General features: G+C 67.4%; 17 protein-coding genes. 15 read left to right on the top strand and 2 right to left on the bottom strand.

Annotated elements, in window-relative coordinates:
- Positions 1 to 424: 424 nt before the first annotated feature.
- The 5 genes from AC5P5W_RS15985 (at position 425) to AC5P5W_RS15965 (ending at position 6,428) form a co-directional block, all read left to right on the top strand.
- Entirely contained in the window at positions 425 to 1,600 is a 1,176-nt protein-coding gene (locus tag AC5P5W_RS15985; protein ID WP_134809227.1) for a phosphoglycerate kinase, read from the top strand.
- Entirely contained in the window at positions 1,597 to 2,250 is a 654-nt protein-coding gene (locus tag AC5P5W_RS15980; RefSeq protein WP_197575251.1) for an HAD hydrolase-like protein, read from the top strand. The genes AC5P5W_RS15985 and AC5P5W_RS15980 overlap by 4 nt, the downstream gene beginning before the upstream one ends.
- 210 nt (positions 2,251 to 2,460) lie before the next feature.
- Entirely contained in the window at positions 2,461 to 3,927 is a 1,467-nt protein-coding gene (gene pyk / locus AC5P5W_RS15975) for a pyruvate kinase (protein ID WP_032959168.1), read from the top strand.
- A 224-nt stretch (positions 3,928 to 4,151) separates the two neighbouring features.
- Positions 4,152 to 5,156, top strand: coding sequence for a class I fructose-bisphosphate aldolase (locus AC5P5W_RS15970; RefSeq protein ID WP_014648233.1), 1,005 nt, complete (start codon positions 4,152 to 4,154; stop codon positions 5,154 to 5,156).
- A 129-nt stretch (positions 5,157 to 5,285) separates the two neighbouring features.
- The gene (locus AC5P5W_RS15965; protein WP_197575253.1) at positions 5,286 to 6,428 is read left to right on the top strand and encodes an ABC transporter substrate-binding protein; all 1,143 of its coding nucleotides are present in this window, start codon (positions 5,286 to 5,288) and stop codon (positions 6,426 to 6,428) included.
- Between the two features lie 92 nt (positions 6,429 to 6,520).
- Here the strand turns inward: AC5P5W_RS15965 and AC5P5W_RS15960 are convergent, their stop codons facing one another.
- Complete coding sequence (locus AC5P5W_RS15960) at positions 6,521 to 7,120, bottom strand: O-acetyl-ADP-ribose deacetylase (protein WP_014648231.1); 600 nt, start codon at positions 7,118 to 7,120, stop codon at positions 6,521 to 6,523.
- Between the two features lie 272 nt (positions 7,121 to 7,392).
- The gene (cysK, locus tag AC5P5W_RS15955; RefSeq protein WP_014648230.1) at positions 7,393 to 8,352 is read right to left on the bottom strand and encodes a cysteine synthase A; all 960 of its coding nucleotides are present in this window, start codon (positions 8,350 to 8,352) and stop codon (positions 7,393 to 7,395) included.
- A gap of 208 nt (positions 8,353 to 8,560) precedes the next feature.
- Between cysK and AC5P5W_RS15950 the strand changes: the two genes are divergently transcribed.
- The 10 genes from AC5P5W_RS15950 to AC5P5W_RS15905 all read left to right on the top strand — a co-directional run bounded on the left by AC5P5W_RS15950 (position 8,561) and on the right by AC5P5W_RS15905 (position 22,984).
- Positions 8,561 to 9,544 carry a LysR family transcriptional regulator gene (locus AC5P5W_RS15950; RefSeq protein WP_010481448.1) on the top strand — a complete coding sequence of 328 codons (984 nt, stop codon included), beginning with the start codon at positions 8,561 to 8,563 and terminating at the stop codon, positions 9,542 to 9,544.
- Between the two features lie 649 nt (positions 9,545 to 10,193).
- Complete coding sequence (locus AC5P5W_RS15945; RefSeq protein WP_111206614.1) at positions 10,194 to 10,613, top strand: DUF2946 domain-containing protein; 420 nt, start codon at positions 10,194 to 10,196, stop codon at positions 10,611 to 10,613.
- A 72-nt stretch (positions 10,614 to 10,685) separates the two neighbouring features.
- Positions 10,686 to 12,749 carry a TonB-dependent copper receptor gene (locus AC5P5W_RS15940; protein ID WP_197575501.1) on the top strand — a complete coding sequence of 688 codons (2,064 nt, stop codon included), beginning with the start codon at positions 10,686 to 10,688 and terminating at the stop codon, positions 12,747 to 12,749.
- A gap of 273 nt (positions 12,750 to 13,022) precedes the next feature.
- Positions 13,023 to 14,129: an efflux RND transporter periplasmic adaptor subunit gene (locus tag AC5P5W_RS15935; protein WP_032957171.1), complete on the top strand. Its 1,107-nt coding sequence runs from the start codon at positions 13,023 to 13,025 to the stop codon at positions 14,127 to 14,129.
- Entirely contained in the window at positions 14,126 to 17,251 is a 3,126-nt protein-coding gene (locus AC5P5W_RS15930) for an efflux RND transporter permease subunit (protein ID WP_014648225.1), read from the top strand. The genes AC5P5W_RS15935 and AC5P5W_RS15930 overlap by 4 nt, the downstream gene beginning before the upstream one ends.
- Positions 17,244 to 17,846, top strand: a complete 603-nt coding sequence (locus AC5P5W_RS15925) for a GNAT family N-acetyltransferase (protein ID WP_049440418.1) — start codon at positions 17,244 to 17,246, stop codon at positions 17,844 to 17,846. Before AC5P5W_RS15930 ends, AC5P5W_RS15925 begins: the two co-directional genes overlap by 8 nt.
- A gap of 180 nt (positions 17,847 to 18,026) precedes the next feature.
- Entirely contained in the window at positions 18,027 to 19,535 is a 1,509-nt protein-coding gene (locus tag AC5P5W_RS15920) for an alanine/glycine:cation symporter family protein (protein WP_049440417.1), read from the top strand.
- The gene (locus AC5P5W_RS15915; protein ID WP_049440415.1) at positions 19,536 to 20,369 is read left to right on the top strand and encodes a TrmH family RNA methyltransferase; all 834 of its coding nucleotides are present in this window, start codon (positions 19,536 to 19,538) and stop codon (positions 20,367 to 20,369) included.
- A gap of 166 nt (positions 20,370 to 20,535) precedes the next feature.
- Entirely contained in the window at positions 20,536 to 21,522 is a 987-nt protein-coding gene (locus tag AC5P5W_RS15910; protein ID WP_197575543.1) for a hypothetical protein, read from the top strand.
- 10 nt (positions 21,523 to 21,532) lie between these two features.
- Positions 21,533 to 22,984, top strand: a complete 1,452-nt coding sequence (locus AC5P5W_RS15905) for an alanine/glycine:cation symporter family protein (RefSeq protein WP_069116431.1) — start codon at positions 21,533 to 21,535, stop codon at positions 22,982 to 22,984.
- The last annotated feature ends 10 nt before the right edge of the window (positions 22,985 to 22,994 follow it).

Genomic DNA, 22,994 nt, shown 5'->3' with positions numbered 1-22,994 from the left:
CTTGGCTGGGCGCTCTTTGTAGAGCCGAGCCCACGCTCGGCTGCTGCTCGCGGTAGACCCAGCCGAGCATCAGCTCGGCTCAACCTTCCATCGCCCTCCGACACCAGAAACCGCCTTTGCTTTCGCCGTCCGCTCCGCCTCATGAACCTGTCGAGGCCAGGGTGGTCTGGGCTCGCGGGGGCGTAAGCGCCATGGATGGCGCGCCCGAGTCTCCAGGGATGGATTCACGGCGTCCCCCGCGAGCCCACACCGCCCCGGCCCACCCACAGCATCACAAGGCGCCAGCGCGTTGGCTCTGGCTGTTGCCGTTGCTGTTGCCGTGCGCCTCTGCCTGCCGCAGGCATCGGCCCTCCCACCAGCCGCACCCGATACAATGGCCGCCTGCCGTAGCCCGGCATCCCGTCCCTGAGCCAAAGAGTTGCCCATGTCCATCGTCCGCATGACCGACCTCGACCTCTCCGGCAAGCGCGTGCTGATCCGCCAGGATCTGAACGTGCCGATCGAGAATGGCCGCATCACTTCCGAACAGCGCATCACCGCTTCGCTGCCGACGCTCAAGCGCGCGCTGGAGCAGGGCGCGGCAGTGATGGTCACCTCGCACCTGGGGCGCCCGAAGGAAGGCGTGTGGAGCGAGGCCGACTCGCTGGCGCCGGTCGCCCAGCGCCTGTCCGAGCTGCTCGGCCGCGAGGTTCCGCTGGTGCGTGACTGGGTCGACGGCGTCGACGTGCAGCCGGGCCAGCTGGTGCTGCTGGAAAACTGCCGCATGAACGTCGGCGAGGGCAAGGACGACGAGGCCCTGTCGAAGAAGTACGCCGCCCTGTGCGACGTGTTCGTGATGGATGCCTTTGGTACCGCACACCGCGCGCAGGCCTCGACCCATGGCGTCATCCGCTTCGCCCCGGTCGCGGCCGGTGGCCCGCTGCTGATGGCCGAGCTGGACGCGCTGGCGCAGGCGCTGGACGCACCGGCCAAGCCGCTGCTGGCCATCGTTGCCGGCAGCAAGGTCAGCACCAAGCTGGAACTGCTGGCCAACCTGGTCGGCAAGGTCGACCAGCTGATCGTTGGTGGTGGCATCGCCAACACCTTCATCGCTGCCGCCGGCTACAAGGTCGGCAAGTCGCTGTATGAGCCGGACCTGCTGGACACCGCGAAGAAGATCGTGGCCGATGCCAAGGCGCGTGGCGCCGACATCCCGCTGCCGGTCGACGTGGTCACCGCCAAGCAGTTCATGCCGGACGCTCTTGCCGAAGTGAAGGCGGTCGACGCCGTCGCCGAGGACGACCTGATCCTGGATATTGGCCCGCAGACCGCTGTGCAGTACGCGCAGCTGATCGGAAAGGCCGGCACCGTGGTCTGGAACGGCCCGGTCGGCGTGTTCGAGTTCGAAGCCTTCAGCAAGGGCACCGAAGCGCTGGCCCGCGCCATCGCCAGCTCGCCGGCATTCTCCATCGCGGGCGGTGGCGACACCCTGGCGGCGGTCGACAAGTTCGATATCGCCGGGCAGGTCAGCTATATCTCCACTGGCGGTGGTGCGTTCCTGGAGTTCCTGGAAGGCAAGACCCTGCCGGCCGTCGCCGCACTCGACGCGCGCGGCGCATGAGTGCCGACCGTAGCAAGGATGTCCTGTTCTTCGACCTCGACGGCACGCTGATCGATTCGCAGGTGGGCATCACCGCCTGCATCGCCTATGCGCTGCAGAAGATGGACCATCCGGTGCCGCCGCAGGAGACGCTGCTGGGCTGGATCGGTCCGTCGCTGCGCACCACCTTCGCGCCGCTGTTCGTCGAACCGGCACGGGTGGAACAGGCGGTGGGCTACTACCGTGAGCGCTTCGACGTCGAAGGCTGGCGTGAACACACGGTGTACCCGCAGGTGGAAGACACGCTGCGCACGCTGCATGGCCGTGGCCACCGCCTGGCGGTGGTCACCGCCAAGAATGAGCCGCATGCGCGCCGCATCCTTGCGCACCTGCCGTTTGGCGGGCTGTTCGAGGAGATCGTCGGTTCGACCCTGGATGGCTCGCGCAGCCACAAGCCGGAGCTGGTCGGGGAAGCTCTGCGCCGGCTGCAGGTGCAGCCCGCACAGTGCTGGATGATCGGCGACCGCCGCATGGACATCGAAGGCGCGCGTCACCACGGCCTGCGCAGCGTGGGTGTGCTGTGGGGCTTTGGCGGTGAGGCGGAACTCACCGCGGCCGGCGCTGGCCAGCTGGCACGCGAACCGGCGCAGCTGGAAACGCTGCTGGCCTAGCTTCCTGTAGCGCCGAGCCCATGCCCGGCTGCTTCGGCGAGTGGCCAGCCGGGCATGGGCTCGGCTCTACGGAATGCCCTGCGCCAGCGTATGTCCGGACAATGTCCGTTGCATGACCTGCGGAGTCAGGCAGCACAAGGCTGTAACCGTATACATGCGGCGTGAAGGATGTGCTAATTTCCGTTCTTTAACGGGAGAGGCCCATCCACCATGTTCGAGCGTCAGCGTCGCACCAAGATCCTTGCCACCCTCGGTCCGGCCACTGATCCGCCGGGCGTGCTGGAGGATCTTTTCCGCGCCGGCGTCAATGTGGTGCGCCTTAACTTCAGCCATGGCGATCCGTCCGGCCAGGCCAAGCGTGCTGCCGAAGTGCGCGCCGCGTCGGCCCGCGTGGGCGTGGAAGTGGGCATCCTGGCCGACCTGCCGGGCCCGAAGATCCGCATCGAGCGCTTCGCCGAAGGCAAGGTGCAGCTGAAGGCGGGTGACCGCTTCGACCTGATCGCCAGCGAGAACGCCGGCCCGGGCAACGCCAGCCAGGTGGGCGTGAGCTACCTCGGCCTGCCGCAGGACGTGGGCCCGGGTGATGTGCTGCTGCTCGACGACGGCCTGATGCAGCTGCAGGTGGTGGAAGTGCAGGGCGAGCGCATCGTCAACACCGTGCTCAACGATGGTGTGTTGTCCGACCGCAAGGGCCTGAACAAGCAGGGCGGCGGCCTGTCGCTGGGTGCCCTGACCGAGCGCGACAAGGAGCTGATCGGCATCGTTGCCAAGATCGGCGTGGACTTCATCGCCGTGTCGTTCTGCCGCAACGCGCAGGACATGAACGACGCGCGCGACATCGCCCGCTCGCACGGCTGTGATGCCGCCCTGGTGTCGAAGATCGAGCGCACCGAGGCGATCGAGAACCTGGAAGAAATCGTCGAGGCCAGCGACGTGGTGATGGTTGCCCGTGGCGACCTTGGCGTGGAAATCGGCGATGCCGAGCTGCCGGGCCTGCAGAAGAAGATCATCAAGGCCTCGCTGGCGCAGAACAAGGTGGTGATCACCGCCACGCAGATGCTGCAGTCGATGGTGGAAAGCCCGATCCCGACCCGCGCCGAAGTGCTGGACGTGGCCAACTCGGTCATCGACGGTACCGACGCGGTGATGCTGTCGGCGGAAACCGCCGCCGGTGCCTACCCGGTCAAGGCGGTGGAAGCGATGGCACGCATCTGCCTGGGTGCCGAGCGCCAGTTCCAGACCGAGACCGATTTCAACGCCTCGCCGCGCAACCTGGAACGTGCCGACCAGGCAATTGCCATGGCCACCATGTTCCTGTCGCAGCATGTGGGCGTGCGCGCGATCGTGGCCATGACCGAATCCGGCGGCACCGCGCGTTACCTGTCGCGTTTCCGCGCCAAGGCGCCGGTGTTCGCGGTCACCCGCCACGACGGCGCGCGTCGCCAGATGGCGCTGATGCGCGATGTGTTCCCGATCAACTTCGACAGCCGCGGCCTGACCCCGCGCGAAGCGGCGCGCGGCAGCATCCGCCTGCTGGTCGAATCGGAACTGCTGCAGGCCGGTGACCGCGTTGTGTTCACCAGCGGCGAGCACATGGAAACCCATGGTGCCACCAACACCCTGCGCCTGCTGGAAGTGGGCGAGGATGGCCGCGCCATCGGCCTGGGCGATCTGTAAGCCTTGACGGTCGGGTCGGCGCTGCCGATCCGGGGTCAGAGCCCCTGCGGGGATCTGACCCCGTACTGACCAGGGGTCAGATCCCTGAGGGGGTTCTGACCCCATGCCGCAGGACATCCTTTGTCCTGCGTAGACGTGGAAGCGTTTCCATCCTGTCCTCCACGGCGAGGCAACGGGCAGCAGGGCTATACTTACGTTTTTCCCGCACCCGCCACAGGAAATACATGAGCATCGAACAGCTGGCTGAAACCGCCCAGGCCATGGTCGCCCCGGGCAAGGGCATCATCGCGATCGACGAATCCACCGCTACCATCGCCAAGCGTTTCGCCGGCGTCGGTATCGAGAACACCGAGGAGAACCGTCGCGCCTACCGCGAGCTGCTGCTGACCACGCCGAAGCTCAACGAGCACATTTCCGGCGCCATCCTGTACGACGAGACCATCCGCCAGTCGACCAAGGACGGCGTGCCGTTCGCCAAGTACATGGCCGACCACGGCATGATTCCGGGCATCAAGGTGGACAAGGGTGCGCACCCGCTGGCCGGCTGCCCGGGCGAGCTGGTGACCGAAGGCCTCGACGGCCTGCGCGAGCGCCTGCAGGAGTATTACAAGCTGGGCGCGCGCTTCGCCAAGTGGCGTGCGGTCATCAACATCGGCGAGAGCATCCCGTCGGGCACCTGCATCGAGTCCAACGCCCACGCGCTGGCCCGCTATGCAGCGCTGTGCCAGGAATGCGGCCTGGTGCCGATGGTCGAGCCGGAAGTGATCATGGACGGCGACCACGACATCGAAACCTGCTACGAAGTCACCGAAGCCACCCTGCGCTCGCTGTTCGACGCGCTGTACCAGCAGAACGTGCTGCTGGAAGGCACCATCCTGAAGGCCTCGATGGTCATCTCCGGCAAGGACTGTGAAGAGCAGGCCGATGTCGAGGAAGTGGCCGAGTCGACCGTGATGTGCCTGAAGAGCACCGTGCCGGCGATCCTGCCGGGCGTGGTGTTCCTGTCCGGTGGCCAGAGCGACGAGCAGTCCACCGAGCACCTGAACGCGATGAACCAGCTGGGCAACCTGCCGTGGCCGCTGAGCTTCTCCTACGGCCGCGCCATGCAGCAGGCCGCGCTGAAGCTGTGGGCCAAGGACATGAAGGGCAACTACGCTGCTGCCCAGAAGACGGTGTACGAGCGCGCCAAGGACAACGGCCTGGCCGCGCTGGGCAAGTGGAACGGTTGATCCGTCCCATCGCCGGATGAACAAGGCAGCGCCGGCATCACGCCGGCGTTTGCTTTTGCGGGTATCTTTTCCGCCCCCGCGTGCCTGGCCGGTATGCGGGAACCACATGGAAGGCCAAGGAGAAACAACATGCGTTTGGCAGTAATCACACTGGCCGTTGCCACGGTCCTGGTCGCCAGCGGTTGCAACCGCATCGGCGGCGGCGCGGACGCGGGCAAGGCCGCGTCACTCGATTTCGACAAGCCGGTATCCGGCGAGATCACCTCGCGCAGCGGCATCAACTATAACGACGGCAGCCACCACCAGCTCTACCAGATCAAGCTGGAAGACAAGCAGCTGGTCGGGCTGAAGCTAACCGGTTCGCTGAGCGGCTCGATCGCCGTGTTCAACAACGGCAGCCTGGTGGCCAGCAGCAACACCGGCTACGAGCGCGAAGGCGACGTCTCGGTGGCCTTCCGTGCCAACGGTGGCGGCACCTACCAGGTGGCGGTCAACGCCAACGGCTCGACCGACTACGGTCCTTACCGCCTGCGCGCCGAGAAGTTGGTGCCGTACGACGGCAAGCCGCTGGCGGGCAGCGGCGAGATCGTCGACATGCTGGCCGGTGGTTCCCAGGACTACACCCTGCAGGTGGACAAGGCCGGCCTGTACGAGATCCGCCTGGTGTCGGATGTCTTCGATCCGGTGCTGAAGCTGTCGGGCCAGGGCGTGGATGCAGAGAATGACGATGGCGGCGACAGCACCAACTCGCGCCTGACCCTGTCACTGAAGCCGGGCAAGTACACCCTGACCGCGCGCGGCCTCGGCGACGGCGTCAGCGGCATGTTCACCCTGTCGGCCAACCGCATCGAGCTGCCCGGCAATCTGGTCGAGCGCGATGGCACGGCACTGCCGAAGTCGGGCAGCGTGTACACGATGCTCGACAACGATGGCCGTCGCCGCTTCCTGCTGTCGCTGGACCGCCCGGCCGATGTGCGCCTGGATGCGATATCCAGCCAGGTTGATACCGTGCTGCGCGTGGTCGGCGGCGATGTCGAGCTGACCGACGACGATGGTGGCAACGGCACCAATTCGCGCTTGGAAGAGACCCTGCCGGCCGGTCATTACACGGTCGACGTGTCCAGCCTGAACAATGGCGCGGGCATGGTGGAAGTGCGCGTGCAGGTGGATGGCGCCAGCGCCGATGGGGCTGCGGCCTCGGCGGCACGCGCCGCAGCCGACGCAGCCGCCGTGGCCGATGACGCCGCCGCGGTGGAAGCTGCCAGCCGTTGAGCGTGACCCACGCCATGCGTGGCTGAGCACAACGGTGCAACGGAAAAGGCCGGGCACTGCCCGGCCTTTTTCTTTACGTCGCGCACCGGGATTCAGTGCGCGGCGGCAAAACCCGCATCGCCCAGGGGCGGCAGCATCGACCCGCGCGGTTCGCTGTCCGCGCTTTGCCCGGCGGCGCTCAACGCCTGCTGGTAGGCCTTGGCCGTAGCGGTATTGAACGCCACCAGCACGATGCGCATGGGTTGCGCATGGCTGCGCTGCCACGCCAGTGTTTCGGTCACTGCGATCTGCGCCGCCTGGTACAGCGGATAGCCATAGACGCCGCAGCTGATCGCCGGGAACGCGATCGACTGCACGCCCAGCGACTCGGCCAGCTGCAGCGACTTCCAGTAGCAGTTGGCAAGCAGCGCCGGTTCGTCGCGCTGGCCGTCATGCCAGACCGGGCCCACCGTGTGCAGTACATGGCGCGCCGGCAGCGCATGGGCGCTGGTGGCGCGCACTTCGCCCGTCGGGCAACGCACGCCCGGGCGCAGCTCCGGCAACTGCGCGCACTCGGCCAGCAATGCGGGGCCGGCCGCGCGATGGATCGCGCCGTCGACACCGCCGCCACCGAGCAGTGTTTCGTTGGCCGCGTTGACGATCGCATCCACCGCCAGGGTCGTGATGTCACCCTGCCAAACCTCGATCTTCATGCGTCCGTCTCCTGCCTGTGAGGTGATCCGCGCAGCATCTGCGCCGGCTGTTCCCACGGTAGGGGACAGGGCATCGATACTGCGTCATGACCGTCTCACGCGCTGCGATCCGACGGCCTTCACGCACGATGGCGGGCGACGCCTTCACGCAGGCTGAAGCAGAACGGGGTCAGATCCTTTCCCGCATGGAAAGGCTCTGACCCCTGTCGCTGATCCACGCGGGTGGGGTCAGAGCCCTTTCCCTGCGGCAAAGGGATCCGACCCCGGGCGGTTTACGGCAGGCCGGCCAGCCAGTCGTCGTCGGAGCCTTCGTTGACATCGGCGAACAGCGGTGTGGAGAAATAGCGTTCACCAGTGTCCGGCAGCATCGCCAGGATCACCGCGCCGGGTTCGGCGCGGGCAGCCACGTCCAGCGCGCTGGCCACGGTGGCACCGGCAGAGATGCCGACGAAGATGCCTTCCTCGGCGGCCAGGCGGCGCGCGGTGGCGATCGCGCGGTCATCTTCGACCGAGACCAGTTCGTCCACCACATCGCGGTTGAGCACGTCCGGCACGAAGTCCGGGGTCCAACCCTGGATCTTGTGCGGCTTCCAGTCATCGCCCTTGAGCAGGGCGGCGCCGGCCGGCTCGGTGGCGATGATGCGGGTCTGCGGGCGCGCGACCTTCAGCACTTCGCCCACACCAGTGAGCGTGCCGCCGGTGCCCCAGCCGCTGACGAAATAGTCCAGCCGCTTGCCGGCGAAGTCGCGCAGGATTTCCGCGGCGGTGGTGTTGCGGTGATAGGCCGGGTTGGCCGGGTTGGCGAACTGGCTGGCCAGGAACCAGCCGTGCTGTTCGGCCAGTTCGGCTGCCTTGCGCACCATGCCGCTGCCGCGTTCGGCAGCCGGGGTCAGGATCACCTTGGCACCATAGGCACGCATCAGCTTGCGGCGCTCGACCGAGAAGGTCTCGACCATGGTCGCCACGAACTTGTAGCCGCGCGCTGCGGCGACCATCGCCAGTGCCACGCCGGTATTGCCCGAGGTGGCCTCCACGATGGTGTCGCCCGGCTTGAGCAGGCCACGCGCTTCAGCGTCGAGGATGATCGCCAAAGCCAGGCGGTCCTTGACCGAGCCGCCCGGATTGAACGACTCGACCTTGGCGTAAACGCTGACCTGCGGCGGTGCCAGACGCTGCAGCTTGACGATGGGGGTGTTGCCGACGGTGTCGAGGATGGAGTCGTACAGGGCCATGGAAGCGCTCCGGAAACGGGGCCGCGCCGGGCTTCGGCGGGCGAAGGGGGAGGGCTGGCTGTTCAGGCCAGCGGCTGCCGGCTGACCGTAGCGCCGGCATATGACGCCCGGAAATGACCAGATACCTTTCTTAAACAACCTTTGGTTATAAGCTGGTGACGGCAATTGACCCTAGAGTGGACCTCCGCCCCACGCCGCCTGCCTGCCCATGACGCTGACCCAGCTGCGCTACCTGGTTGCCATCGCCGACGCCGAGCTGAACATCACGCTGGCCGCCTCGCGCGTGCATGCCACCCAGCCCGGCTTGTCCAAGCAGCTCAAGCAGCTGGAGGACGAGCTGGGTTTCCTGTTGTTCGTGCGCAAGGGCCGCAGCCTGGAGTCGGTCACCCCGGCCGGGACCGAGGTGATCGCCCGCGCCCGCGCCGTGCTGGCCGAGGCCAACAACATCCGCACCTACGCGGCCAACCAGCGGCGCGAGAGCCAGGGCCAGCTGATCCTGACCACCACCCACACCCAGGCGCGCTTCGTGCTGCCGCCGGCGGTGGCGGCGATCAAGCAGGCTTACCCGCAGGTCAGCGTGCACCTGCAGCAGGCCGGTGAAGCCGACGCGCTGGATCGCTTGAACCAGGGTGACGCGGATATCGCCATCATCAGCACCGCTGGGGGGGAGCCCACCGATGGCATCGCGGTGCCACTGTTCCGCTGGCGACGCCTGGTGGTGGTGCCCAAGGGCCACCCGCTGGACCGCGCCGGGCGTGCACCGGACCTGGCCGCGCTGGCCCGGCAACCATTGATCAGCTACGAATCCTCGACCCGCCCGAATTCGTCGCTGCAGCGTGCGTTTGCCGCCAACGGGCTGGTGCCGGATCTGGCGCTGACCGCGCTGGATGCCGATCTGATCAAGACCTATGTGCGTACCGGCCTGGGCGTGGGCCTGCTGGCCGAAATGGCGGTCAGTTCCAACGACGAAGACCTGAGGTCGTGGCCGGCGCCGGACCCGATCAGCGAGTGCATCGCCTGGGCGGTGCTGCCGCGCGACCGCGTGCTGCGTGATTACGCGCTGGAGCTGGTGCATGTGCTGGCACCGCAGATCGATCCCCGCGACCTGCGGCGGGTGCTGGATGGCAACCAGGCGGCCGCGTGGCCGGTGCCACCGACCTGGGAATCACTGACCCAGACCATCACGGTGTGAGGGGGGCGAGCAGGGCTTGCAGCCCTGCACCTGCCGAATCAATGGCAACAGCCGAAGCAACAGCAACAGCCGAAGCAACAGCAACAGCCGAAGCAACAGCTGGCTTCCGTGGGAGGCGGGGCGGTGTGGGCAGGCAGGACACGCCGTAAACCCATCCCTGGGGGCTCGATGGCGCCATCCATGGCGCCAACGGTCCTGTCTGCCCACACCGCCCCACCTCTGACAGATCTTCGCGGCTGTTGGTAGGTGTCGACCTTGGTCGACACGGTAGATCCACGCCATGCGTGGATGAAAGCTGTCAGATATCGAAATACATCTGGGGTCAGATCCGTTTTCCTTCGGAAAACGGATCTGACCCCAAAGCCGTTCCAACAGACCGCAGGAAACTGTCGAAGGCGGGGTGGGTCCGGTTGCGGGAGTGTCCGCGGCATGGATGCCGCGGCCAAGCCCCCATGGATGGGTTTACGGCGTCTCCCGCAACCGGACCCGCCCCGCCATTCAACAGGAAGCCAGCTTTTGCTTTTGCTGTTGCTTCGGCTCTTGCCGTGGACGTGGCCTCTGCAGGTGCAGGGCGCAGCCCTGCCGATAAACCCCCTCCTGCGACGGTTCGTCGCACGGGCAACCCTGGACCCGGCTCTACACTAGCGGGATGACCCGGCTGTCCCGCCCGCAGCGCCTTCTGCTCCAGCTTGCCGTCCTGGCGACGCTGCTGATGGTGCTTGCGCCGCTGGTCAGCCGCGCGCTGCAGGCGCAGCCGATGGACCACGCTGCGATGGCCGGCATGGACCACGCGCACATGCAGCATGATGGTGCCGTAGCGGGCCAGAGCCCCTTGCCCGGGCAAACGGATCCGGCCCCACCGGTCGATCCCCACGCCATGCACGGCGAAGCCTGCGAATACTGCGTGCTGGCGATGCGCCTGCTGCCGTGGCTGGCCGTGCTTGTGCTGCTGTTGCCGCTGTTGTGGCGGCCGCGGCTGGTGTTCCCCTGGTCGCGGCAGGTGCTGCCCGCGCTGTGCTGGCCGGCGCATGCCGCGCGTGGGCCGCCGCCTTTCTCCATCGTTCGCTGATGTCCCTGTCGAATCTGCCGCACGACGCCTGACCGGGCGCCGTGCGCGCGTGCGTACCTTGGAGCTGTTCCGATGAAAATGACTTCCCGCCCCGCGGGCGCCTGTGCGCGCCTGCCGGTTGCCCTTGGCCTGGCCGTAGCTGCAACGCTCGCCCATGCCGCGCCCGCCGAAGAGGCGCGTACCCTCGACACCCTGGTGGTCACCGCTGCCGCACCGTCCTCGCCACTGCACTGGGTGACCGACCCACGCCTGCCGCGGCAGCCGGTACCCGCCAGTGATGGCGCCGATTACCTGAAGACCGTTCCCGGTTTCTCCGCCATCCGCAACGGCGGCACCAACGGTGACCCGGTGCTGCGCGGCATGTTCGGTTCGCGCCTGAACATCCTCAGCAATGACGGCAACCTGATCGGTGCCTGCCCGTCGCGCATGGACAATCCGCTGTCCTACATCGCGCCGGAAAGCTTCGACCGGCTGACCATCATCAAGGGCCCGCAGAGCGTGCGCTGGGGCGCAGGTGCCTCGGCTGGCACCGTACGCTTCGAGCGCGATACACCGCGCTTCGAAGAGCCGGGCCTGCGTGCCGATGCCAGTGCGCTGGTCGGTTCGCGCAACCGCAACGACCAGGTGCTCGACCTGACCCTGGGCAACCCGACCGGCTATGTGCGCGCCAGTGGCAACCGTTCCGAAGCCGATGACTACAAGGACGGCCACGGCGATGTGGTGCCATCGAAGTGGCGCAAGTGGAACGGTGACGTGGCGATCGGCTGGACGCCGGATGCCGACACGCTGCTGGAAATTTCTGCCGGTGCCGGAGATGCGATCGCACGCTATGCGGGACGCGGCATGGACGGGGCCGCGTTCGAACGCACCAGCTATGCCGCGCGCTTCGAGAAGCGCAACCTGCCGGGTGCGTGGGACACGGTGCAGGCCAACGTGTACTACAACGAGGCCGATCACGTGATGGACAACTACACGCTGCGTGCGCCGAACCCGAACAGCATGATGCCGATGCCGATGGCTTCGAACGTGGATCGCCGTACCCAGGGCGGCCGGGTCAGTTCCGAGTGGCGCTGGCAGGACGTGCAGCTGGTGGCGGGCGTGGACGGCGAAGATAGCCGCCATCGTGGGCGCATGGGCATGGGCCGCGGCACCTATCGCCAGGTGGCGTGGGAGACCGATGCCCACTTCCGCCGCTATGGCGTGTTCACCGAGTTGACCCTCGGCGCCGGCACCGATCAGCGTTGGATCAGCGGCCTGCGCATCGATCGCGCCAGCGTGCGCGACGAGCGGCAGTTGCTCCGCGGAATGATGGGCAACATGCCCAATCCGACTGCGGGCCAGCGTCGCAAGGAATGGCTCGGCAGTGGCTTCCTGCGCTACGAGCAGGACCTGGCCGACGGCCTGACCTGGTACGCCGGCCTCGGCCACAATGAACGCATGCCCGACTACTGGGAGCTGTTCTCGCCCGACCACGGCCCGGCCGATGCGGTGAACGCGTTTGCCGGCATCCAGCCCGAGCGCACCACCCAGCTCGACGCTGGCCTGCAGTACAAGGGACCGCGCGTGCAGGCCTGGGTCTCGGCGTACGCCGGGCAGATCCAGGACTACACTCTGTTCACCTACCACCGCAGCGGCGCGATGGGGATGAGCCAGGCCAGCAACGTCGATGCGCGCATCGCCGGTGCCGAGGCGGGGCTGGAAGTGAGCGTGGCCGAACAGTGGAAGCTGGGTGGCACGCTGGCCTATGCCTGGGGCGAGAACCGCGACCAGCAGCGTCCGCTGCCGCAGATGCCGCCGCTGGAAGCGCGCCTGAGTGCGAACTGGGAAGGCCAGCGCTGGAGCGCCGGTGCGCTGCTGCGCGCGGTGACCCACCAGCACCGTGTCGCAGATGGCCAGGGCAACGTGGTCGCACAGGATCTCGGGCCGAGCGCGGGCTTTGCCACCTTCGCGCTCAACGCGGCGTACCGTTTCGGTTCGCAGCTGCAGCTCAGCGCAGGCGTCGACAACCTGTTCGACCGCGCCTACAGCGAGCACCTGAACCTGGCCGGCAGCGCCGACTTCGGCTTCCCGGCCGACCCGGTGCGCATCAACGAGCCGGGGCGCAGCGTGTGGATGAAGCTGAACTACCGGTATTGATCCGCCGGATGTAAAAAAACGGGGCCGGATCCCCGCCAGGATCCGTCCCCGCCCGACGCCCTCCGTCGGGCAGCTTCGACTCTACGATGACTGACCCGGTGGTGCACGACGGGATACACCCCGATACACGCCGACACTGCCCATGGCAGCCTTGCACGGAATGGGTTCAAGGCGCTATCGCAGCCCTGGTTCCACGCCGGTAAACGCTTGGCACATACCGCTTTCAGGGGCACTTGCCTACACTCGGCGGCCGTGGATCAATTTGGACCGTTCATGTTGGCTCGTATCGCTTCGACCCTGGCCCTTGGCCTCAGCCTGGCCGTGCTGGCCGGGTGCGCAGGCAAACAGGAGGCCGCCGCGCGTCGGCAGGGAGAAGCGGTGCCGGTCACTGCGCAGGTCGTGCAGTCCCGTCAGTGGAGCGACACCCTGCAGGCGCTTGGCACGGCCAAGGCGCGCGAATCGATCAGCGTGACCGCCAAGGTCAGCGAGATCGTCGAGAAAGTGCATTTCGAAAGCGGCCAGCACATTGCTGCCGGTGCGCCGATCGTGACCCTGCGTGGGCAGGCCCAGGAGGCCGCACTGGTGCAGGCGCAGGCGACCTTCCATGAAGCCGATCAGCTGTACAAGCGCCAGCGCGAGCTGGCCGCCCAGCGGCTGGTGTCCAGCGCCACGCTGGATACGCAGAAGTCGATCCGCGATGCCGCCGAAGCGCGCGTGATGCAGATGCAGGCAGACATCGGTGATCGCCGTGTGCGCGCGCCGTTCGCCGGTGTGCTCGGCATCCGCCAGGTCAGCCCTGGCTCGCTGGTGACCCCGACCACGGTCATCGCCACGCTCGACGATATCGAGCACATGCACATCGATTTCCAGGTGCCTGAAGTGGAACTGGCTGCGCTGGGCGTCGGTGACAAGGTCAGCGCCACCAGCGTGGCCTGGCCGGGCCGCACCTTCGAGGGCGTGGTCAGCACCATCGATGCGCGCATCGACCCGGCCACCCGTGCCGTGACCGTGCGCGCCGACTTTGCCAACGGCGACCATGCGCTGCGTCCTGGCATGCTGCTGGACGTGCGCCTGTTCCGCCCCGAGCGCCCGGCGCTGGTGATTCCGGAAATCGCCGTGGTGCAGGTCGGTCGCGATACCTTCGTGTACCGCATCAAGGCTGACGACAGCGTCGAGCGTGTGGACGTGGTGACCGGCGCGCGCCGTGCCGGCGTGGTCGAGATCAGGCAGGGTCTGGAAGCGGGCCAGCGCATCGTGGTCGATGGCACCGGCAAGCTGCGTCCGGGCCTGAAGGTTGCCGCCAAGGACGCAGCGCCCGCCAGTGGTGCAAAGCCCGCTGAAGACGCTGCGCCGGCCGCGGCCGAGGGCCACGGCGGATGAAGCTGTCCGACATCTCCATCCAGCGGCCGGTGTTCGCCGTGGTGATGAGCCTGTTGCTGCTGGTGCTGGGCGTGATGTCCTTCACCCGCCTGACCCTGCGCGAACTGCCGGCCATCGACCCGCCGATCGTCTCGGTCTCGGTGGACTACACCGGCGCCTCGGCGGCGGTCATTGAAAGCCGCATCACCCAGGTGCTGGAAGATGCGCTGGCCGGCATCGAAGGCATCGATACGATCAACGCGCGCAGCACCAACGGCCGCTCGCAGGTCAGCATCGAGTTCACCTCCAACCGCGATATCGAAGCGGCGGCCAACGACGTGCGCGATGCGGTCAGCCGCGTGGCCGACCGCATGCCGGAAGAGGCGCGGCCACCGGAGATCGCCAAGGTCGAAAGCGATGCCGACCCCATCATCTGGTTCAACATGGTCTCCTCGACCATGGACACGCTGGAGCTGAGCGACTACGCCGACCGTTACGTGGTCGATCGCTTTTCCAGCCTCGATGGCGTGGCCCAGGTCCGCATCGGCGGCCGCCAGCGCTATGCGATGCGGATCTGGCTGGACCGGGACCAGCTGGCCGCACGCGGGCTGACCACCGGCGACGTGGAAACCGCGCTGCGCAACGAGAACGTGGAGCTGCCGGCCGGCCGCATCGAGTCGACCGACCGTGATTTCACCCTGCGCGTGGAGCGCAACTACATCAAGCCCGAAGATTTCGCGACCATCCCGCTGGGCAAGGGCCGCGACGGTTACGTGGTGCGCATGGGCGACGTGGCGAAGATCGAGCTGGCCTCGGCCGAACGCCGCGCGTACTACCGCAGCAATGGCGAGCCCGGCATCGGTCTGGGCATCGTCAAGACCTCCACCGCCAACTCGCTGGACGTGGCGCGTACCGCGCGCGCTGAAGCCGAGCGGGTGGCGCTGACCCTGCCCAAGGGCACGCAGATCTTCGTCGCCTTCGACAACACCACCTTCATCGAAGCGGCGGTGGACCGCGTCTACGCCACGCTGGTGGAGGCGATGATCCTGGTGCTGGCGGTGATCTGGCTGTTCCTCGGCAGTTTCCGCGCCGCGTTGATCCCGGCGGTGACGGTACCGGTCTGCCTGGTCGCGGCGTTCATCGCACTGTATGCGTTCGATTTCTCGATCAACCTGCTGACCCTGCTGGCGCTGGTGCTGTGCATCGGCCTGGTGGTGGACGATGCGATCGTGGTGGTGGAGAACGTGCAGCGCCGCATCGACCTGGGCGAACCCCCGCTGGTGGCCTCCAAGCGCGGCACCGCGCAGGTCGCCTTCGCGGTGATCGCCACCACCGCCGTGCTGGTGGCAGTGTTCCTGCCGGTCGGCTTCCTGGAAGGCAACACCGGGCGCCTGTTCCGCGAGCTGGCAGTGGCGCTGGCCGCCGCCGTGGCGTTGTCCGCGTTCGTGGCGCTCACACTGACGCCGATGATGGCCTCCAAGCTGCTCAAGCCGCACACCGGGCAGGCGCCACGTGGCCTGCACGGCTTCATCAACCGCAACCTGGAACGCCTCGCGGGTGCCTATGGGCGGGTGCTCGATCACCATGTCGACCGCACCTGGATCTACCTGCTGGTGATGGTGGCCGCGCTGGTCGCCAGCTGGGGCCTGCTCAAGCTGCTGCCCTCGGAACTGGCGCCGGCCGAAGACCGCGGTTCGTTCCAGATCATGATCGACGGCCCGGAAGGTGCCGGCTACGACTACACCGTGCAGCAGGTGCAGCAGGTGGAGGCGCTGCTGGCCCCGCATGTCGGCCCGGACAAGCCGATCGTGCGTGCCAACCCGCGCGTGCCCGGTGGCTTCGGTGCCAGCGAGGAAATGCACACCGGCCGCGTCAGCATCTTCCTGCAGCCGTGGCGCCAGCGCAGCGAGGCCACGCCGGACGTGGCCAACGAACTGCAGAAGGAACTGGACACCATCCGTGGCGTGCGTGTGCGTACCCAGGTCGGTGGCGGCCTGGTGCGCAGCGGCGGGCAGCCGTTCCAGATCGTGCTGGGTGGGCCGGAATACGCGGAGATCGCGCAGTGGCGCGACCGCATCCTGCTGCGCATGGCCGACAACCCCGGCCTGGTCGGCCCCGACTCGGACTACAAGGAAACCCGGCCGCAGATGCGGGTCAACATCGACCGCCAGCGTGCGGCCGATCTCGGCGTGCCGGTCACCGCGATCGGTTCGGCGCTGGAAACCATGATGGGCTCGCGCCGCGTCACCACCTTCGTCGACAACGGCGAGGAGTACGACGTGCTGGTGCAGGCCGGACGTGACGGTCGCGCCAGCCCGGCCGACCTGGCCGCGATCCGCGTGCGCGCCACCTCTGGCGAACTGGTGCCGCTGTCCAACCTGGTCACGTTGAGCGAAGTGGCCGAGGCCGGCACCCTGAACCGCTTCAACCGCCTGCGCTCGATCACCATCAGTGCCGGCCTGGCGCCGGGCTATCCGCTGGGCGAGGCCATTGCCTGGGCGCAGAACGTGGCCCAGGAAGAGCTGCCGCAGTACGCGCAGGTGAACTGGAAGGGTGAATCGCGCGAGTACCAGAGCGCCGGTGGCGCCGTGCTGCTCACTTTCGCCATGGCCCTGCTGGTGGTCTACCTGGTGCTGGCCGCGCAGTTCGAGAGCTTCATCCACCCGCTCACCATCATGCTGACCGTGCCGCTGGGCGTGCTCGGCGCGCTGGTCGGGTTGTGGGTGAGTGGCGGTACGGTGAACCTGTTCAGCCAGATCGGCATCGTGATGCTGGTTGGCCTGGCCGCGAAGAACGGCATCCTCATCGTCGAATTCGCCAACCAGCTGCGCGACGATGGGCGCAGCGTGCGCGAGGCGATCATTGAATCGGCGATGGTGCGCCTGCGCCCGATCCTGATGACCTCGATCGCCACCGTGGTCGGCGCCATTCCGCTGGTGGTGGCCGGTGGTCCCGGTTCGGCCAGCCGTGGCACGATCGGCATCGTGATCATCTTCGGCGTGACCCTCTCGACCTTCCTGTCGCTGTTCGTGGTGCCGGCGTTCTACGCGCGGCTTGCCCCGTACACCCGTTCGCCGGAAGCGGTGAAGCGCGAGCTGGAGAAGCAGGAAGCGGAATCGCCGTCGGTGGGCGGCCATGCCTGACCGGCACACCGACGGGATCGGGTCCCTCGCTGACGGGGTCGGACCCCTTTCCCAAAGGGAAAGGGCTCTGCCCCCACTTCGAGGCGACGGCTTCCAGCTGCGCCCCTGGCGCCCGGATGATCTGGAATCGCTGCTGCGCCACGCCAACGATCCCGAGGTGTCGCGCGGCCTGCGCGACCGTTTCCCGTACCCGTACACGCGCACCGATGGCGAGGCCTTCCTCGCCGGCCGCGTGCTGGCCCCCGGAACCCTGAATCTGGCCATCGAGATCGACGGCCAGGCCTGCGGCAGCGTCGCTGCCCAGCAGGGCATGGCCGAGCGTGGGCACACCGCCGAACTGGGCTACTGGCTGGGCCAGGCCTATTGGGGGCACGGCGTGATGACCCGTGTGGTCGGGCTGTTCGCACCGTGGGTGATGGACGAGCTGCGCCTGTTCAGGCTGCAGGCCACAGTAGTCGACTTCAACCTCGGCTCGGCGCGGGTGCTGGAGAAGAACGGCTTCCAGGAGGAGGGCGTGGAGCGCTGCGCGGTCTACAAGCGCGGCGTGCTGCACGACCTTCGCCGTTTCGCCAGGGTACGCACCCAGCTGCCCTGAACACGCGGGCTGGCCGCTGTAGAGCCGAGCCCATGCTCGGCTGCCCTCGGGGGCCCAAGCCGAGCATGGGCTCGGCTCTACAAAACAGCGCTACCGCAGCGGCCTGCGATCAGGGAGAATCGACCGGTCCCTTCCAGCCGACGGGACGTCCTTACAACCCGCCGACTGGAGAGAGCGCGCGTGGAAGCAACCGTACACTTCATCAACAGCATCATCTGGAGCAAGGCACTGATCTTCGTGTGCCTGGGCGCCGGCCTGTTCTTCAGCCTGCGCACGCGCTTCATGCAGATCCGTGGCTTCTTCGAGATGTGCCGCCTCACCGTCAAGGGTGAGAAATCCGACGCCGGCGTGTCCTCGTTCCAGGCCCTGGCCATGTCGATGGCCGGCCGCATGGGCATCGGCAACATCGCCGGCGTGGCTACGGCCATCGCCTTCGGCGGCCCCGGTGCGATCTTCTGGATGTGGGTGATGGGCTTCCTCGGCGCGTCCACGTCGTATGTGGAATGCACCCTGGCGCAGATCTACAAGACCAAGGACGCCGAAGGCCGCTACCGCGGTGGCCCGGCGTACTACATCGAAAAGGCCATGGGCCTGAAGTGGTACGCGCTGGCCTTCGCCATCGCCACGATCATCGCCGCCGGCTTCCTGATGCCGGGCGTACAGGCCAACGCCATTGCCGACAGCATCATCAACGCCTGCCGTGGCACCGCGCTGTGCGGCCCGCTCGATGGCCAGGCCTTCGGCATGGAATCGGTGCAGGCGCTGAAGCTGGGCATCGGCATCGTGGTGGCGCTGCTGCTGGGCGTGGTGATCTTCGGTGGCGTCAAGCGCATCGCCAACTTCGCCGAAGTGGTGGTGCCGTTCATGGCCGCCGGTTTCATCCTGATGGCCATCATCATCATGATCATCAACTACGACCGCGTGCCGGAAATGTTCGGCATCATCTTCAAGAGTGCCTTCGGCACGCATGCCGCATTCGGCGCGATGATGGGCCTGGCGGTGGAGTGGGGCATCAAGCGCGGCATCTATGCCAACGAAGCCGGCCAGGGCTCGGGCCCGCATGCAGCGGCCGCCTCGGAAGTCTCGCACCCGGCCAAGCAGGGCTACGTGCAGGCCTTCGCGATCTACTTCGACACCATGATGGTGTGCACCGCCACCGCGTTCCTGATCCTGGCCAGTGGTACCTACAACGTGTACTCGCCGGTGGAGGGCGCCGCGCCGATCTTCCAGGGCCTGGCCGGCATTCCCGAAGGTGCGGGCTACGCCCAGGCCGGCGTGGAAGCGGTGCTGCCGGGCTGGGGTTCGGCGTTCGTGTCGGTGGCCATCTTCTTCTTCGCCTTCACCACCATCATGGCGTACTACTACATGGCCGAGACCAACCTCAGCTATGTGAACCACAACAGGAAGCGCCCGCTGACCGTGCTGGTGCTGCGCCTGGGCATCATCGGCATGGTGGTGTTCGGCGCGTTCCATAATGCGACCCTGGCCTGGGCGCTGGGTGACATCGGCGTCGGCCTGATGGCCTGGCTGAACATCATTGCCATCCTCATCATCCAGAAGCCGGCGATGCTGGCCCTGCGTGACTACGAACGACAGAAGAAGCTGGGCCTGGATCCGGTGTTCGACCCTGATGCCCTGGGCATCAAGAACGCCGATTTCTGGCGCCAGCGCAAGCAGGAGAGTGTGTAAGTGAACAACCCCTGGAACAACCGCCGCCCGTCCGCCCGTCCGCCGCGCGCAACGCCGTTGCCGCGCCCGGAGGTGCCGGCCACGGGCGGTGGTGGGCGCGGTGGCGGCGACGAGCTGCGCCTGTACGGCCTGAATGCCGTGCTGGCCGCGTTCGAAGCGCGGCCACAGGCGCTGCGCAAGCTGTACCTGCTGGAGGCGCGCATTCCGCGCCTGCAGCCGCTGCTGAAGTGGTGCGTGGCCAACCGCGTGGGGTATCGCGTGGTTGAAGACGGCGATCTGAACAAGCTTGCCGGCACCACCCACCACGAAGGCGTGGTGGCCGATGTGCTGCGCGCACCGGCGCTGCCGCTGGCGCAGTGGCTGGAGCAGGTCGGCGACGGCCCGGCGCTGGCGCTGTGGCTTGATGGCGTGGGCAACCCGCACAACCTCGGTGCGATCCTGCGCTCGGCCGCACACTTCGGCGCCAAGGCGCTGCTGCTGCCGGCCGGCAGCACGCTGGCGCTGTCCGGTGCCGCCGCGCGCGTGGCCGAGGGCGGTGCAGAAGCGGTGCCGCTGGTGCAGCTGCCGGAGACCGCCCAGGCGATGACGCAGCTGCGTGCGGCCGGCTTCGGCCTGGCGGCGACCCTGGTGGAGGGCGGTGACGACGTGTTCCGCACCTCGCTGCCGGCCCGCCTGGTGTATGTGATGGGCGCCGAAGGCGAGGGCATGGACCGCAGCCTGGCGGGAGCGTGCGACCAGCAGGTCTCGATTCCCGGCAGCGGCGCGGTGGAGAGCCTGAACGTGGCCTCGGCCACGGCGGTACTGCTGGCGCAGTGGGCGAGTCGCCGCGGCTGATCCGGTATCCCGGGTCGGATCCCTCGCCGCAGGCGAGGGCTCTGACCCCTTCCAGGGTCCGTAATTGCGTCAAGCGCGCATGATGTTTTGAAAGTTTCCTTATTGGTCAGCCGCTTCCGGCAACGCAGGGTGGAACTCCATCCCACGTTGTCCAGAAGAGGCTGCCATGCATCACCCACGCTGTATCCTCATCGCATTGCTGGTCCTGACCAGCGTCCTTGCCAACGGCCGTGCCGCAGCCAGCGAACGCAGCCTGGACGGCGTCAACTTCACCGGGCCGCTGATCACCCCCAACCCGGCTGGCCTGCCGCAGGGCAACTGGTACATCGAACCCTATCTGGTGCGGATCGACAGCCGCGATCATTACGACGATGGCGGCCATCGCCGCCGCAGTGGGCAACGCAGCGGCGCATGGGCAACGGTGGTACCGATCATCTACGGCTTCAGCGACCGGGTGATGGGGCAGGTCAATCTCAGTGCATCGCGTGCCGAACAGGGCGGCGCGCGCAGCAGTGGTTTCCGTGCCGGTGACACCACCGCGCGCCTGCAGTACCTGTTGCAGGCGCCCAATGCCGATGGCACGCGTCCGGCCGTCTCGGTTGCGCTGGTGCAGCGCTTCAGCACCGGCAGCCATGACCGCATCACCGGCAATCCGCTCGATGCGCAGGGCGACGGTGTGCAGCGCACCACTGCCGCATTGGGCGTGCAGCAGGTGGTCTGGCTGGGTAACGACCGCCCGCTGCGCTGGCGTGCCCAGCTCAGCGCCGGGCCTGCGCCGTCGCGGACGGCGATCTCCGGGGCCAGCGTCTACGGCACCGACGACAGCTTCCAGGGGCACATCTCCCGGGGGTCGGTGCTGGGCCTGTCGGTCGGCGCCGAGTACAGCTTCAATCCGCGCTGGGTGGGCGTGATGGAAGTGGCCGCCAGCCGCGAGACCGGCCAGCGCCTGAGGGGTTTCGCGCGCAACCCCAGCGGTGGTTTCGAACGCATCGACGAGCATCGCCCGGCCAGCCGCAGCGTCACCCTGGCGCCGGCCGTGGAGTACCACTTCAGCCCGTCACTGGGCCTGATCGCCGGCGTCGAGTTCAGCGTGGCCGGCCGCAACACCGGCCGCATCATCAGCCCCCAGGTCGCCCTGGGCATGTTCTTCTGAGGGGCCGCCGATGAACATCGAATCCATCGTCAACGCGATCCTTGGCGTCGTCTGGAGCCCCTACCTGGTGGTGCTGTGCCTGCTCACCGGCCTGTACTTCAGCGTCCGCACGCGCTTCATCCAGCTGCGTGCATTGCCGGACATGCTGCGCCTGATGTTCCGCCATGAGCGCTCCGATGCCGGCGTGTCGCCGTTCCAGGCGTTGTCCCTTTCGCTGTCCAGCCGCGTGGGCGTGGGCAACATCGCCGGCGTCGCCATGGCCATCGCCTTCGGCGGGCCCGGCGCGATCTTCTGGATGTGGATCGTCGCCTTCCTCGGCGCATCCAGTGCCTTCATCGAATCCACGCTCGCACAGATCTACAAGGAGCGCGACGGCAAGGGGCAGTACCGGGGCGGCCCGGCGTACTACATCGAAAAAGGCCTCGGCCAACGTTGGTATGCAGTGCTGTTCGCATTGGTGACGGTGCTGGCGGGCGCGATGCTGGCCGGCACGCAGTCCAATGCGATCACCAGTGCGGTGAACGAAGCCTGGGACGTGCCGGTGATGACCACCACGGCGGTTCTGCTGGTGGTGCTGGGCGCCATCCTCATCGGCGGTGTGCGGCGCATTGCGCGCGTGGCCGAATGGGTGGTGCCGCTGATGGCCGTGGCCTACCTGCTGGTCGCGGCGCTGGTGATGGTGCTCAACGCGGACAGGGTGCCGGAGGTGATCATGCTGGTGCTGCGCAGTGCATTCGGCGTGGATGCGGCGTTCGGCGCGATGATCGGCACCGCCATCCAGTGGGGCGTGCGCCGTGGCGTGCTGTCCAACGAGGCCGGCATGGGCAGTGGTGCGCATCCGGCCGCCGCCGCGGAAGTCTCGCATCCGGTCAAGCAGGGCCTGGTGCAGTCGTTCTCGGTCTACATCGACACAATGGTGGTGTGCAGTGCGACCGCCTTCCTGATCCTGTCCACCGGCCTGTACAACGTCTACGACCCGGCGGTGAACGGTATTCCGGATGAGGCGCGCCTGCTGCTGGGCAATCTGCCGGGTGTCGAAGCCGGGCCACGCTTCGTGCAGCACGCGGTGGAATCGACGCTGCCGGGCTTCGGCCGTTCGTTCGTGGCGCTGGCGATCCTGCCGTTTGCGTTCACCACCATCCTGGCGCTGTATTACATGGCCGAGACCAACGTCAGCTATCTGTGCCGCGATCGGCCGGCGGCGTGGCTGATGGGCGTCTTCCAGTTGCTGTTCCTGGCAGCGACCGGCTACTCGGCGGTGAACAGTGCCACAGTGGCCTGGTCGCTGGGCGACATCGGCGTCGGCCTGATGAGCTGGCTGAACATCATCGCCATCCTGCTGTTGCAAAGGCCTGCCCTGGCCGCACTGCGCGATTACGAGGCGCAGAAGCGCAAGCAGCGTGATCCGCTGTTCAAGCCGCAGACGATCGGGGTAAGCAACACCCGGGTCTGGGAGAGCTAATACGATCAGG

The sequence above is a fragment of the Stenotrophomonas sp. YJH_SMC_123 genome, from assembly GCF_059368215.1.
This window is presented reverse-complemented; position numbering and strand designations above follow the sequence as displayed.